Origin of the sequence: Bacillus bruguierae (genome assembly GCF_037104725.1) — a bacterium.
Lineage (GTDB): Bacteria > Bacillota > Bacilli > Bacillales > Bacillaceae_G > Bacillus_A > Bacillus_A bruguierae.
This window is the reverse complement of the sequence record NZ_JBAWSX010000003.1, coordinates 364,483-378,726: the sequence shown is the minus strand read 5'-3', so window position 1 is coordinate 378,726 and position 14,244 is coordinate 364,483. Positions and strand designations below refer to the sequence as shown.

At 37.3% G+C, this 14,244-nt stretch carries 13 protein-coding genes; 4 read left to right on the top strand and 9 right to left on the bottom strand.

The features are described from left to right. Positions 1-246: 246 nt before the first annotated feature. Both WAZ07_RS08535 and WAZ07_RS08530 read left to right on the top strand, forming a co-directional pair. Positions 247-576: a PadR family transcriptional regulator gene (locus tag WAZ07_RS08535; RefSeq protein ID WP_090918356.1), complete on the top strand. Its 330-nt coding sequence runs from the start codon at positions 247-249 to the stop codon at positions 574-576. Next, the gene (locus WAZ07_RS08530) at positions 576-1,301 is read left to right on the top strand and encodes a VanZ family protein (RefSeq protein ID WP_336472074.1); all 726 of its coding nucleotides are present in this window, start codon (positions 576-578) and stop codon (positions 1,299-1,301) included. The genes WAZ07_RS08535 and WAZ07_RS08530 overlap by 1 nt, the downstream gene beginning before the upstream one ends. Positions 1,302-1,420: 119 nt before the next feature. On the opposite strand, the gene WAZ07_RS08525 is transcribed toward WAZ07_RS08530, so the two are convergent. Beyond that, positions 1,421-2,950: a thiol-activated cytolysin family protein gene (locus WAZ07_RS08525; protein ID WP_336472073.1), complete on the bottom strand. Its 1,530-nt coding sequence runs from the start codon at positions 2,948-2,950 to the stop codon at positions 1,421-1,423. 388 nt (positions 2,951-3,338) lie between these two features. On the opposite strand from WAZ07_RS08525, the gene WAZ07_RS08520 reads away from it, so the two are divergent. Both WAZ07_RS08520 and WAZ07_RS08515 read left to right on the top strand, forming a co-directional pair. Further along, on the top strand, positions 3,339-4,442 hold the full coding sequence (locus WAZ07_RS08520) for a hypothetical protein (protein ID WP_336472072.1): 1,104 nt from the start codon (positions 3,339-3,341) through the stop codon (positions 4,440-4,442). Between the two features lie 442 nt (positions 4,443-4,884). Beyond that, the gene (locus WAZ07_RS08515; protein WP_336472071.1) at positions 4,885-5,910 is read left to right on the top strand and encodes a tyrosine-type recombinase/integrase; all 1,026 of its coding nucleotides are present in this window, start codon (positions 4,885-4,887) and stop codon (positions 5,908-5,910) included. A gap of 72 nt (positions 5,911-5,982) precedes the next feature. Here the strand turns inward: WAZ07_RS08515 and sufB are convergent, their stop codons facing one another. The 8 genes from sufB to WAZ07_RS08475 all read right to left on the bottom strand — a co-directional run bounded on the left by sufB (position 5,983) and on the right by WAZ07_RS08475 (position 13,977). Next, the gene (gene sufB / locus WAZ07_RS08510) at positions 5,983-7,380 is read right to left on the bottom strand and encodes a Fe-S cluster assembly protein SufB (protein WP_336472070.1); all 1,398 of its coding nucleotides are present in this window, start codon (positions 7,378-7,380) and stop codon (positions 5,983-5,985) included. A gap of 49 nt (positions 7,381-7,429) precedes the next feature. Then, positions 7,430-7,861 carry a Fe-S cluster assembly sulfur transfer protein SufU gene (sufU, locus tag WAZ07_RS08505; protein WP_090916126.1) on the bottom strand — a complete coding sequence of 144 codons (432 nt, stop codon included), beginning with the start codon at positions 7,859-7,861 and terminating at the stop codon, positions 7,430-7,432. Next, a complete protein-coding gene (gene sufS / locus WAZ07_RS08500; RefSeq protein ID WP_336472069.1) occupies positions 7,851-9,071 on the bottom strand; it encodes a cysteine desulfurase SufS in 1,221 nt (406 codons plus the stop codon). Before sufS ends, sufU begins: the two co-directional genes overlap by 11 nt. After that, on the bottom strand, positions 9,071-10,363 hold the full coding sequence (gene sufD / locus WAZ07_RS08495; RefSeq protein WP_336472068.1) for a Fe-S cluster assembly protein SufD: 1,293 nt from the start codon (positions 10,361-10,363) through the stop codon (positions 9,071-9,073). The genes sufS and sufD overlap by 1 nt, the downstream gene beginning before the upstream one ends. Positions 10,364-10,379: 16 nt before the next feature. Next, complete coding sequence (gene sufC, locus WAZ07_RS08490) at positions 10,380-11,165, bottom strand: Fe-S cluster assembly ATPase SufC (protein ID WP_090916120.1); 786 nt, start codon at positions 11,163-11,165, stop codon at positions 10,380-10,382. Positions 11,166-11,401: 236 nt separating this feature from the next. Continuing rightward, positions 11,402-12,214 carry a methionine ABC transporter substrate-binding lipoprotein MetQ gene (metQ, locus tag WAZ07_RS08485; protein WP_336472067.1) on the bottom strand — a complete coding sequence of 271 codons (813 nt, stop codon included), beginning with the start codon at positions 12,212-12,214 and terminating at the stop codon, positions 11,402-11,404. 79 nt (positions 12,215-12,293) lie between these two features. Next, positions 12,294-12,959, bottom strand: coding sequence for a methionine ABC transporter permease (locus WAZ07_RS08480; protein WP_336472066.1), 666 nt, complete (start codon positions 12,957-12,959; stop codon positions 12,294-12,296). Continuing rightward, positions 12,952-13,977, bottom strand: coding sequence for a methionine ABC transporter ATP-binding protein (locus WAZ07_RS08475; protein WP_336472065.1), 1,026 nt, complete (start codon positions 13,975-13,977; stop codon positions 12,952-12,954). The genes WAZ07_RS08480 and WAZ07_RS08475 overlap by 8 nt, the downstream gene beginning before the upstream one ends. Between the last annotated feature and the right edge of the window lie 267 nt (positions 13,978-14,244).

Here is a 14,244-nt window from a genome sequence, read left to right as displayed (position 1 = left end):
TTAAACGATTTGTTAAATTTAAAATTAAGTTAATTTGATAAGTTGCGTATTACAGGGTATCATTCTACTTTAAATCCAGAGGAGCTTGTAACTGAAATTCAGATTCCGGTTATGAAAAGAAGAGTGAACTAAAGATTTTAAATTGCTCTATTAAACAGGGCACTTTTTCATTTTTCTTTATAACCATTACCTTGTAACACGACATATGTCGTGTTACAATCTCACTATAAGGTGGTGACCCATAAAATGGATAAAGAGATATTAAAAGGAAGTATCGATATTTTACTCCTTTCTATCATTCAGCAACATGATACATACGGTTATGAAATCATTCAAAAATTAAAAGAAAACAGCAAGGATGCTTACAATATGAGCCAAGGTACACTATACCCCGCGCTCAAACGTTTAGAGCAAAAAGAACTCATTACTTCTTATTGGGGCGAATCCGAAACAGGGATGAAACGAAAATTTTATCGCATCACTGCAAATGGAGAAAAAATACTTCAAGAAAAACTCACAGCATGGGATCAAATTACTACTTTAATTAAAGTATGTCGGAAAGGAGCCTATAGCTGATGACACTTGAAGAATACATCAAACACATTATTAAAAACACACATGTACCGAAAAATGAAAAAGAAGAGTTATACCTTGAACTATACGACCATCTGACAAGCCTACAACAAGAGTTTATCGAGCAAGGAAAATCAGAAGAAGAGGCAACGCAATTAGCAATTCAACATTTTGGAGAGGCTGATGTACTGGGAGCAGAGATTGAGAAGTCGATGAGTCCTTCTCATAAATACATACAGTGGGTTGCTTGGGGACTATTTATTCCATATTCGCTCATCTTAGTATTTCAACTTTTATTAAGCAGACCGCTTTTTGATTACTTCCGCAATGTAACATACTTCTTAGAAACAGGTAATTGGAACGCGATTAGCCATCTAGTAAATGTGATACCTTTTGCAAGTACATTTAAATACCTTACAAATTTCAATCATTATAATCTAGATATATGGCTCATGAATACGATAGGGAATATTATAATATTTATTCCTTTCGGTTTCTTCATTCCTCTCTTATTCCCGAAAGTAAACAACTGGAAATTAGCTTGCAAACTGTTTATTAAAATCGTTTTCTTTATCGAATTACTACAATTAATAACCTTTACTGGTATCTTTGATGTGGATGATATTATTTTGAACGTAGCTGGCGGATTAATTGGCTACAGCATTTACATCGGCATGAAAAAATTATGGATTCGCTATAAGCGTACTGATAAAGCCACCTCATTTTAATGATGAAGTGGCTTTTATGTGTTGAACACAGTTGAAGGATCTTTATATCGTATCGAATCGCTGATATATTTGCAACCAAGTAAAAAAGCGCCCTGTAAACAGGGCGCTTTCACTTTTAATTAATGATTAATATTAGCTCTTGGGTATAATGTTGTTCCTCCAATTGAAACTTTTATTTCATTTGTTAATGGAACATTTTGTTCATTAATAATTGTTCTCCACCATTCCCATGCAAGACCTGTACATTCTTTTGCTAGGACTTTTACATTTTTCGCATTCGGTGGTAGTGGGATTACTGTATTGAAATGAGCAGTTCTGTCTTTTCCATTTCCTTCCCAAGTTTTATGGGATAGTACTTCTTTGCCATTTTCATCATACGAGAATTCATCCCAAGATACATCAAATTGAGCAACATATGCACCAGTATGATCAAGCGTCACTTTCGCACTAGAATATTCTGTAGTTGTAGTCTCAATATAATCTGTATTGTTATGAACAGCAGCAGTTGCGTTATCTTTTAAGAAAGAGCTAGTATATGAAATTGGGTATGCTGGATTTTTAGAACTTAATTCTGCATTATCTTTAATGATATTTCGAATTTCATCAAAATCTTTTGTAACAACCTTGTTATGCTCTTTTGCATCTCCGCCTAATACTACAGCAGTAAAGGTACTGTCTTCAAAAATATCTTTGTACTGTCCACTCGCTTCAACGCCTTGCCCCTTAATTAAAGCTTTAAAAGCAGCTTGTACATCTTTGCTCTTAGATGATGTTTCTAGTTTCACATAAACTGTTCTACCATAAGCTACATTTGACACCATAACAGGCGGAGCTGTATTACTTACCCCTTTACGAGTTAACTCATCAAACGTAACACTATTATCAAAAAGATCTGATGGATTGTTAGGTAGTTCTGCACTTACGGTATAAAAGATTTGCTTATATGCCGCAACCATCACTTTTTTCTCTCCATTTGCAATCGCATTAAAATCAATGTTCAGTGAATTGTCAAGATATTTAGCGTTAACATTAAGAGCACTTGCTATTTGAGATTTACTATACACCATAGATTCTGTATACTGCATTCTTGCAGGTAACGTATGTGTTTTTGAATACTTTTCATTCCAAGTAGATACTAATTCATCTACTGCTCCAGACACATTACCATATGTAGGATTTTGAACAGTGATTGTATTGTCTTTTCTCATGCCAGGTAAGTCTATACTAATATTCAAAGGTTTTCTCTTAGCTACTAATAAATCAGGTTGATTGTCTGCAAAAGCTTTATTTGCAAGTTGTACTGCTCCTGGATAAGTACGATTAGCCACAGAATCAATAATTGAAATATCCACTGGTGAAGTTGTAAGTGATTTTTTCTCACGTTCAACTACTACAAATTTACCATTTGAATTTGTACTTTCTTTCGGAACAAAACTCTCTACTTTATCACCATTTACTGCTAAAACTTCTTGATTATTATACTTTAGATTTGCTATACCAGTATCAATGTCAATAGCTTTTTTTGTTGCATCAGCTGAATTACTTGTTTGTGTTTCAGCGAAAGAAATAGAAGAATAATTAAAAGTGCATAAGCCAATTGATAAACATGCTAGTAATTTTATTCCTTTAACATTATTTAGAACTTTCAAAATAATCCCTCCTTTTTAGAAAATTATACCATACATTTTTGACCCCTGTCTAATTATTTTAATATAACAAAAAATGAATTGATAAAACCAAAGAATACCCGAGAACACTGAAAAATTCCTTACAAGAGAGAAAGAAAATAATTATTTTCTTTCAGGCTGTGGAGAAAGTCTTCTCCACAGCCTGAAAGACCACACTTACAGTGGTCTTTGGTTTTCACATTCAACTAACGCACCCATTACTTTAAGTGTAATCCTTCACAAACATACATTTCGAAAAAAGGGCATTTGTAAAAACCCTATTCTTTTTTCTACTAGGGATAAGCACATACACTAGCAAGATACTATGGCATAAAATAATATAACAATACTAGAAAGGAAGTGACTTATATTGTCTTTTCCAAATATCCCTAATATTACACCGACCATTTCGATTACTACTGCTCAGACTATACCATTACTTTTGGCTTCCATTGCCCTTGAGGAATTAGCTTTGGCTCACATTATTAATGCTGAGGCAGAGAAGATTCAATTTGTTTTAGGAACATTAGACACCGGAACCACATTGTCTCCTCCAGTAGTTTCGCTATCCAATCTTCTTGCTATCGATTCAAGTGTGCAAAGAACCCTTCGTGACGTTATCAAAAAGGAAATGCTCTTGGAGTTCAAATTTGAAAATGTACTGGATCTCCTTGCACAACCGGTTTTATTATCAACCCAAACATTTACTGGTCCTCTTCTCACAACAGTTACAGTTCCATCAAGAGCAACAACAGCTAGGATTACCGCTATTGGTGCACAAGGTGGAAACGGGACAGGATCTACTACAGGAGGGTTAGGTGCATCGTTACAAGGGGACTTTTCGGTTACTCCAGGAGAGATATTAACGATCCTCGTCGGTCAAAGAGGTGGAGATGGCGTTGTTGAAGCTGGTGGTGGTGGTGGTGGTGGTTCTTTTGTTTGGCGTGGAATGGGTGTAGCTGCTTTAACTCTTTCCTCTCTTCTAATTGCTGCTGGAGCAGGAGGAGGAGGAGGAGACGTTGATGACACAACTGGTTTTCCTGGAAGAGATGCAATGACAGGTCCCAATGGGACAGGTGGCAACCCACAAGGGGGAGCAGGTGGAGTAAACGGTATGGGTGGTGGTGCTGGTGCCGAAAGTGGTGGCGGCGCCGGAATTTTTTCAGATGGTGGTGATCCAGGTTCTGGTAACGCACAAGGTGGAACAGCGATTAATGCTGGCGGCGCAGGTGGTACTGGTATAAATCTTGTTGGTTTTATTGGTGGTAATGGTGGTTTTGGCGGCGGCGGTGGTGCTGGTGATGGCGGCGGTGGTGCTGGTGGTTTTAGTGGTGGTGGTGGCGGCAACGCTCTTTCGGGTAGTGATGCTGGCGGCGGTGGCGGTGGCTCTTTCAACGCTGGCAGCAACCAAATCAACATGGCCGGTGGCGGCACTGGAAATGGTCAGGTAACGATAAGCTTTTTTGGTATTTAGCATTTTAATTATATAGGAAGAATCCAAAGAATCATTTGTAATAGCAATATATCATTCACAAGAATGAACACTTGTCCGTTCAATTCAAAATTAGCTAAATAATATTAAGTAGACCACCTACTTTACCTCCAAAGAAGCGTCTAAATGATGCTTCTTTTTATTTCAATACTTTATATTTTAAGAACCAATCTTCCCATTTTCTCAAAAGACATATCAATTTATCCTAATTAATTAAACCCTTGCTTTTTTCATATTTTAACATAAATCTTATTGAACTAATCTGCCCGTTAGCTGAACAAGCAAAAAGACCGCCGCAGCGATCCCAACTTTAACTATTGCACCCCGTTAGTTTATGTGTTATTTCTCACAAACATATGATATTATACAGGCAAATAGACAGACAAATTAGAATTTGAAGAGATAAAGAAATCAATGTATTAAGATGGATAATGGGCAAACAATAAACGATAGAAATATGTTATTTGAAGATGTTGTGAAAGAATGGCTTGAACATAAAAAAGCTAATGTAAAAGAATCTACGTTTACACAAATTGAAGTAATTATTAGAAATCACGTTTTGCCTACTTTTGGGTATAAAAAAATTATGACAATTCATAGACCTGAAATAAAAAGATGGATTGCTGCATTTGGTGAACTTGATAAAAACGGAAAAGAAAAATATTCATTCGGTTCAAGATTAAAATATCTTTCAGTTATGAAAAGCATCTTACATTATGCCGTTCATGAACTTGAGGTGATTGAAAAAAATCCGGCTGATAAATTAAGAGTTCCTGTTCAAGATTCTGTTGCTATAAAGAAGGAAAAAGTGAAATATTTCAGCCTTGAAGAATTAAATCAGTTATTAGATTTCATGAAAACATATAAATATCAACGCTTTCCTGATTATCAGCTTTATTACGTGTTTATGTACTTTTTAAGCAAAACCGGTTTAAGGATATCTGAAGCTTTAGCTTTAAGATGGGAAGATATAAATGGTGATAAAATAACCATAGATAAACAAACAAGTCGTGATGATAATAACAAGGTAAAATTGACAACATTAAAAAATTCTTCATCTTATCGAACTATGAAAATAGATCCTGGTTTAGTTCGTAAATTAAAGAAATTTAAATTGAAGCAAAATGAATTAATTTTAGGAAATGAAAGATTTCACAAAAATGAGGATAGTATCATTTTTCAAAATTGCCACGGACATTATTTAACACCTTCTACTATTCGTGAAACCATGCAGGATTACTGTAAAAAAGCAGGTGTTGAATATAAAGGCACTCATGGCTTCAGACACACACATACTGTCCTGCTTCTTGAATCAGGTGCAAGTTTGAAATATGTATCCAATCGATTAGGGCATAAAACCATCAAAACAACAGCGGATACTTATCTTGATATTACTGAAAAAATTGAAGAAGACGAACTTCAAAAGTTCGCCTCCTACACTAAAAGATAATTTCAAGTTGGCACAAATTGGGCACGGTATAAAAACCTCTCAAACCCTTGTTATCTAAAGGTTTTTTCTTTACTAACCAATAGACCCTTCCATCTCAAATTTGATTAAGCGGTTCATTTCTACTGCGTATTCCATTGGGAGTTCGCGAGTGAATGGCTCGATGAAGCCCATTACGATCATTTCTGTTGCTTCTTGCTCAGAAATACCGCGGCTCATTAGGTAGAATAATTGTTCTTCTGATACTTTTGATACTTTCGCTTCGTGCTCAAGTGAAACGTGATCGTTTTTGATCTCGTTGTAAGGAATTGTATCAGATGTAGATTGGTTATCCATGATTAATGTGTCACACTCGATGTTAGAGCGAGAGTTTGTCGCTTTTGGTCCAAAGTGTACGATACCACGGTAAGTTACTTTACCACCATGTTTTGCAATCGATTTAGAAACGATTGTTGAAGATGTATTTGGTGCTAAATGAATCATTTTCGCACCAGCATCTTGGTGTTGGCCTTTACCAGCAATCGCGATTGATAATGTTAAACCGCGAGCGCCTTCGCCTTTTAAGATAACAGCTGGGTATTTCATCGTTAATTTTGATCCAATGTTACCGTCAATCCATTCCATCGTTGCGTTTGCTTCACAAACTGCACGTTTTGTAACTAGGTTATATACGTTGTTTGCCCAGTTTTGGATTGTTGTATAACGGCAATATGCATCTTTCTTAATGATGATTTCTACTACCGCACTGTGAAGTGAGTTTGTTGTGTAAACAGGTGCTGTACAACCTTCTACGTAGTGTACATGTGCGCCTTCGTCTACGATAATAAGCGTACGTTCGAATTGTCCCATATTTTCAGAGTTAATACGGAAATACGCTTGAAGTGGTGTATCAACTTTTACACCTTTTGGAACGTAGATAAATGATCCACCAGACCAAACTGCAGAGTTTAATGCAGAGAATTTGTTGTCTGTTGGTGGAATTACTTTTCCGAAATGCTCACGGAAAATATCTTCGTTCTCTCTTAATGCGCTATCTGTATCTTTAAATACGATTCCTAGAGCTTCTAGGTCTTCTTTCATGTTGTGGTATACAACTTCAGATTCGTACTGTGCAGATACACCCGCTAAATATTTTTGCTCTGCTTCTGGAATACCCAATTTATCAAACGTTGCTTTAATTTCATCAGGTACTTCATCCCAAGACTTTTCGGATTTCTCAGATGGTTTTACGTAGTACGTAATTTCATCGAAATCTAAGTCATTTAAGTCGCCACCCCATTGTGGCATTGGCATTTCATAGAAGTGATCCAGTGATTTTAAACGGAAGTCTAACATCCACTGTGGTTCTTCTTTCATACGTGAAATCTCTTCTACGATTTCTTTTGTTAAACCGCGCTCAGCACGGAAAATTGAAACGTCTTTATCTTTGAAACCATATTTATAATCGCCGATATCTGGCAGCTGTTTCGCCATGTTCGTATGTCCCTCCTTGGATAACCTTGTTTTTAGGAAGTGATCTGCATTACTTCTCTTCGTTCAAGCCTTTTTCTAGCGCTTTCCAAGCTAATGTTGCACACTTAATACGCGCTGGAAATTTGCATACACCTTGTAATGCTTCGATATCTCCTAAATCAATGCTGTCATCATACTCTTTTCCTAGCATCATATCAGAGAAAATTTTCGAAAGCTTAAGTGCTTCTTCAATTTTCTTTCCTTTTACCGCTTGCGTCATCATAGAAGCGGAAGACATAGAGATGGAACAGCCTTCTCCTTCAAACTTCGCTTCTTGAACAATCCCGTCTTCCACTTTCATCGTAAGTTGAATGCGGTCGCCGCAAGTTGGGTTGTTCAAATTCACCGTAACACTGTCTTCTAATACGCCATGGTTACGTGGATTTTTGTAATGATCCATAATAACTTGGCGATATAACGTATCTAAATTATTAAATGACATTTGTGAAATACTCCTTTGTTTTCGTCAGCGCTTCGACAAATGTATCAATTTCTTCTTTTGTGTTATATAAATAGAAACTTGCACGTGCTGTAGAAGAAGCTTTTAACCACTTCATTAACGGCTGTGCACAGTGATGCCCTGCACGAACCGCAATCCCTTCTACATCTAATACTGTTGCCACATCGTGCGGATGTACTTCATCAATATTAAATGTAACAAGACCTGCACGTTTTTTTGGACCATAAATTGTAACACCGTCTACTTCTGATAGTCTTTCTAAAGCATACTGCGCTAATTCATGCTCATGCTTTTCAATATGATCAAGACCGATTTCTTCTAGGAAATCAATCGCAGCTCCAAGTCCGATTGCATTCGCAATAATCGGTGTACCTGCTTCGAATTTCCACGGAAGCTCTTTCCACGTAGATTCTTGTAAATCTACAAAATCGATCATTTCACCACCAAATTCAATTGGCTCCATATTGTTAAGCAATTCCTTCTTACCATATAATACGCCGATACCTGTAGGTCCGCACATTTTATGAGCGGATAAAGTGTAAAAATCACAGTTTAAATCTTGTACATCCACTTTCATATGCGGTGTACTTTGTGCACCATCAACGACCATAATTGCACCGTTTTGATGTGCGATTTCTGCAATTTCTTTTACAGGGTTAATCGTTCCAAGTACGTTTGATACGTACATGATGGAAACGATTTTCGTATTTGGCGTAATCGTTTGACGAACATCTTCTAATGAGATTGTTCCGTCTTCTTGAAGCGGGAGATATTTTAACGTTGCGCCTGTTTTCTTAGCAACTTGTTGCCAAGGAATGATATTACTATGGTGCTCCATGTAAGAGATGACAATTTCATCGCCTTCTTTTACATTTTCCATACCATAACTTGCCGCAACTGTATTTAACGCCGTTGTTGTACCGCGCGTAAAAATAATTTCTTCCATAGATTTCGCATTAATAAACTTACGAACTTTCTCGCGTGCGCCTTCATACGCATCGGTTGCTTTCGTACCGAGCGTATGAACACCGCGATGTACATTCGAATTGTACTCTTTATAGTAATGTTCTAACGTTTCAATGACTTGAATCGGTTTTTGAGAAGTTGCCGCACTATCGAAATAAACAAGTTGTTTGCCGTTCACCTTTTGATCAAGAATTGGAAACTGTTTGCGTATTTCATGAATATCCATTAGCGAACTTTCCTTTCGATTACCTCAACAAGCTGTGCTTTTACTCCTTCGATTGGAAGCTCATTTACTACAGGTGCTAAGAATCCATGGATGACTAGACGTTCTGCTTCTTTCTTCGGAATACCACGGCTCATTAAGTAGTATAGTTGTGTAGGATCTACGCGTCCTACAGAAGCTGCGTGACCTGCCATTACATCGTCTTCATCAATTAAAAGAATTGGGTTTGCATCGCCGCGTGCTTTTTCATTTAACATAAGAACGCGAGAAGATTGCTGTGCATTTGATTTAGATGCACCGTGCTCAATTTTACCAATTCCGTTAAAGATAGATGTTGCACTATCTTTTTGAACACCGTGTTTTAAGATGAAACCTTCAGAGTGTTTACCGAAGTGAACAACTTTTGTTGTAAAGTTTTGCGTTTGGTTGCCACGGCCGATTGTTACTGTTTTTGTATCAGCAAATGAACCGTCGCCCATTAAGTTCGTTACGTTTTCAGAAATTGTGTTTCCATCGTTCATAAGACCTAATGCCCACTCAAGACGTCCGTCTCGTCCAACTACGCCGCGGCGGTTTACGTAAGATGTCACGTCTTTCGCTAATAAGTCAACCGCACCAAATTTCACTTGTGCGCCTTGTTCTACAATGACTTCTGCCACGATATTTGCAATACCTGTAACAGTTTCATTTGCCACGTAGTTTTCTACATATGTTGCTGAACTATTTGCATCTGCAACAAATAATACATGGTTATAAACGTTTGCTTCTTCGCCGTCTACTAAAAATACAGCTTGAAGTGGTGTTTCAAGAACAACGTTTTTCGGAACGTATATAAACGCACCGCCGTTGATTAGTGCAGCATGAAGTGCTGTTAAGCGATGCTCGTCAACTTTCACGCCATCTTTCATTAAATACTTTTGCACTAGTTCAGCATGCTCAGTTGCAGCTGTTACGATATCTGTAAAAATAACGCCTTTTGTTTTTGCTTCTTCTGCTAAGGAAACGAATGCAGTTGTACCACTGCGCTGTACAAGTACGTTATTATTTTCATCAATTATATTTTTCACTGCTTCCGGAAGTTCTTCTAAAGAACCTACAGGCTCTTGCTTTACAGTTTTACCTTTGCCGATAAAATCCCATTTATCAATTTTCGTTTTATCTGGCGTTGGCATTGGAAGTTCAGTTGCCTTTGCAAGAGCTTGTAAGCGGAACTCAGTCAACCAAGCAGCTTCATTCGCTTCGCTTGCAAATTGACGGATAGAATCTTGATCGAAAGGTAATGTACCAATTGTCATGTTTATTGCTCCTCTCTTACGCTTCTTGCTCTTCTGTTTCGTCTTCAATACCTAGTTCTTTTTTAATCCAGTCATAACCTTCAGCTTCTAAACGATGTGCAAGCTCAGGGCCGCCAGATTTCACGATACGACCATTCATCATAACGTGTACATGATCTGGAGTGATGTAGTTTAATAAACGTTGGTAGTGAGTAATCATTAAGCAACCGAAATCTTCACCGCGCATTTCGTTAATACCTTTAGATACAACTTTTAATGCATCGATATCAAGACCAGAGTCGATTTCGTCTAAGATTGCGATTTTTGGCTGAATCATCATTAATTGAAGAATTTCGTTACGCTTTTTCTCACCGCCAGAGAAACCTTCATTTAAATAACGTTGTGCCATTGCTGGATCCATTTCTAGGAATTCCATGTTTTTATCTAATGTACGGATAAATTTCATAAGAGAAATTTCATCGCCTTCTTCGCGGCGTGCATTAATTGCAGAACGTAAGAAGTCAGCATTTGTTACTCCGCTAATTTCACTTGGATATTGCATTGCTAAGAATAGACCAGCTTGCGCACGCTCATCTACTTCCATTTCTAATACATCTTCACCGTCGATGATGATGCTACCTTGTGTTACTTCATATTTTGGGTGACCCATAATTGCAGAAGATAAAGTTGATTTACCTGTTCCGTTAGGTCCCATGATTGCATGGATTTCTCCACCTTTTACTTCAAGGTTTACACCTTTTAAAATTTCTTTGCCATCAATTGATACATGTAAATCTTTAATCGTTAATGTAGAACCAGCCATCTCTATACCTCCAATAATTCTCTATATACATTTTAAAAATTCCTAAAACGTTCACATTCTCATTTTATTCTCATTCTAATTTTATATCAAATAAAATGATATCGCAAACGTTGAAAAAATGTAACAATTTTTCTACAAATACGAACAGGAATTTTCTGCACATTATATTATGATACACCTTTCTTCCTAATTATATAAAGAAAAAAGGGCTAAGAAATTCCAGCCCTTTTTTCACCTTATTCACTTACAGGAAGCACAGCTCCTTTGTATTCTTTCGTAATAAAATCTTGAATTTCTTTTGAATGTAATACTTCTACAAGTTCTTTAATTTCTTTTCTGTTTTCGTCACCTTTACGAACAGCGATAATATTTGCGTAAGGAGAATCTGATCCTTCAATTGCAATTGCATCTTTTGTTGGATTTAATTTTGCATCAATTGCATAGTTTGAGTTAATGAATATTGCATCACCTTCATTGTTCTCATATAACTTTGGTGTAAGACCTGGTTCAACATCCGTTTTAAATTTCAAGTTTTTTGGATTTTCTACAATATCTTTTTCTGTCGCTTTTACAACATCTACGCCATCTTTCAGTTTAATAACGCCGCCTTTTTGCAGAAGTGCTAACATACGTCCACGCTCTGATACGTTATTACTCATAATCACTGTTCCGCCATTTGGAAGGTCTTTTAAACTTTTGTATTTCTTAGAGTAAATTCCCATAGGCTCTAAATGAATTTTCCCAGCATTTACAAAGTTATATCCTTTTTCTTGGATTTCCTTCTCTAAATACGGAATGTGTTGGAAATAGTTCGCATCAAGATCTTTACTAGCTAACGTTTGGTTTGGTAGTACATAGTCTTGGAATTTTTTTATTTTTAATGTAATACCCTTTTTCTCTAATAATGGTTTCGCTTTTTCTAAAATAACCGCATGCGGTACGTTAGAAGCACCCACTACAAGTGTTTTCTTATCTTTCTCGCCGCTACCACAAGCGGCTAATGCCAATACAAATACAGCAATAAGTGCTGAAAATAATACCTTTTTCATATTCTGACACCCTTTCCTTTTCTTAATATTCCAAATAGTTAATTTATAGAAAGTCTTCGTCTGAGACGAAAACCCTTCTTTATCTTTTATCAAGTCGCTTCGTAAAGAAGTCACCAAGCACTTGAATAATAAATACGATCACAAGCACAAGAATTGTTGCCATGAGAGTTACATCGCTATTGTTGCGCTGGAATCCTTCTAAATAAGCAAGTGTACCAAGGCCGCCTGCACCAACTACTCCAGCCATTGCTGTGTAGCCCACAAGTGCAATCGCCGTTACCGTAATACCCGAAATGAGTGCTGGCAAAGATTCAGGTATCAGTACTTTTAAAATAATTGTACTTGTCTTTGCCCCCATCGCTTTCGATGCTTCAATGACACCTTTATCAATTTCACGAAGAGCAATTTCAACCATTCTTGCATAAAACGGCGCTGCTCCAACAATTAATGCTGGCAGTGCAGCACTTGCTCCGAGAATTGTGTTAAGAAGAAACTTCGTAAATGGAATCAGTAAAATGATTAAAATAATAAACGGGATAGAACGAAAAATATTTACAAACGCGCCAATTACAACATTGACTGGTTTGTTCTCCCATAAATTATCTTTCCCTGTAAGAAACAGTAATAATCCAAGAATAAGCCCCAATACAAATGTTGCCAGTGTGGCAATTACCGTCATATATAGCGTTTCTCCGGTAGCTTCTAGCATTGTATCCCAATCGACATTTTGAAGCAGATTATCCATGTGCAATCACCTCCAGCTCGACTTGCTCTTGTTGAATCGTTGCAATTGCTTTTGCAATCACATCTTCGTCGCCATTTAAGTGGACAATTAAGCTTCCATACGCCCCGTTTGTCGTTTGCGCAATATTCCCTTGCAGAATGCTCACTTCCACTCCATCTTGCTTCATTAAATCCTGTAAAACTGGTCTTTCTACTGCTTCACCAATAAACTGCAGCTTCACGACCTTTCCTTCCGGGTATTTCTCTGCTAAATGCTCAATTGCCTCATCTGCATCTTCAGAATCTGTTATTTGCTTAACGAAACGCTTTGTAATGTCTTGCTGCGGATTACGAAATACATCTAACACGCTGCCGCTTTCAACAATCTTTCCTTTTTCCATAACAGCAACGCGATTACAAATTTTTTGAATGACATGCATTTCATGTGTAATGAGTACAATCGTTAACCCAAGACGTTTATTAATATCGAGAAGCAAATCTAAAATTTGATCTGTCGTTTCTGGATCTAATGCGGACGTTGCTTCATCGCACAATAATACTTTCGGATTATTCGCTAACGCTCTCGCAATACCGACGCGCTGCTTTTGTCCACCACTTAGCTGAGATGGATACGCATCGCCTCGTCCTTCTAAACCAACAAGACGAATTAATTCATCTACGCGCTGACTTCGTTTCTCTTTTGTCACTCCAGCAATTTCAAGCGGGAAAGCAATATTTTCACGAACAGTTCGTGACCAAAGTAAGTTGAAGTGCTGAAAAATCATTCCGATTTCTTGACGTGCTTCGCGAAGTTCCTTACCTGTAATTGCTGAAATTACACGCTCTCCAATCGTAATCTTTCCAGACGTTGGTTTCTCCAATTGATTAAACAAGCGAATTAACGAACTCTTTCCGGCGCCGCTATAGCCGATAACCCCGAAAATCTCGCCTTTTTCTATTTGTAAATTCGCATCATCCACAGCAGTAACATCACCGTGTTTGGAGCGATATATTTTCTTTACATTTTCTAAAATGATCATCGATGTCACCCCTTTTTAATTAAAAAGCGTAAGCGGCTTGCCCAGCTCTGACTGGCTAAGGTTCTCTCGCACAAAAAATGCTTTTTATCTTTTCGTGCGGGAGGTTCTTAGACGCGAAGAGCTAGCCGCTGAAGCTGGATTATAAAAGCGTAAGCGGCTCTCCGCTATAGCCATAAAAACATCTTGTTGTTCGAGTGTCCTTCTACATCGAAACAACAAAAAAACCTTTCTGCTTTAAAAATGAGCAGAAAGGTTTATATACATAAA

What these genes read in the sequence shown, in the direction of transcription:
- WAZ07_RS08535 (WP_090918356.1), top strand. Translation starts at nt 247, where the DNA reads ATGGATAAAGAGATATTAAAAGGAAGTATCGATATTTTACTCCTTTCT.
- WAZ07_RS08530 (WP_336472074.1), top strand. Translation starts at nt 576, where the DNA reads ATGACACTTGAAGAATACATCAAACACATTATTAAAAACACACATGTA.
- WAZ07_RS08515 (WP_336472071.1), top strand. Translation starts at nt 4,885, where the DNA reads ATGGATAATGGGCAAACAATAAACGATAGAAATATGTTATTTGAAGAT.
- sufB (WP_336472070.1), bottom strand. Translation starts at nt 7,380, where the DNA reads ATGGCGAAACAGCTGCCAGATATCGGCGATTATAAATATGGTTTCAAA.
- sufU (WP_090916126.1), bottom strand. Translation starts at nt 7,861, where the DNA reads ATGTCATTTAATAATTTAGATACGTTATATCGCCAAGTTATTATGGAT.
- sufS (WP_336472069.1), bottom strand. Translation starts at nt 9,071, where the DNA reads ATGGATATTCATGAAATACGCAAACAGTTTCCAATTCTTGATCAAAAG.
- sufD (WP_336472068.1), bottom strand. Translation starts at nt 10,363, where the DNA reads ATGACAATTGGTACATTACCTTTCGATCAAGATTCTATCCGTCAATTT.
- sufC (WP_090916120.1), bottom strand. Translation starts at nt 11,165, where the DNA reads ATGGCTGGTTCTACATTAACGATTAAAGATTTACATGTATCAATTGAT.
- metQ (WP_336472067.1), bottom strand. Translation starts at nt 12,214, where the DNA reads ATGAAAAAGGTATTATTTTCAGCACTTATTGCTGTATTTGTATTGGCA.
- WAZ07_RS08480 (WP_336472066.1), bottom strand. Translation starts at nt 12,959, where the DNA reads ATGGATAATCTGCTTCAAAATGTCGATTGGGATACAATGCTAGAAGCT.
- WAZ07_RS08475 (WP_336472065.1), bottom strand. Translation starts at nt 13,977, where the DNA reads ATGATCATTTTAGAAAATGTAAAGAAAATATATCGCTCCAAACACGGT.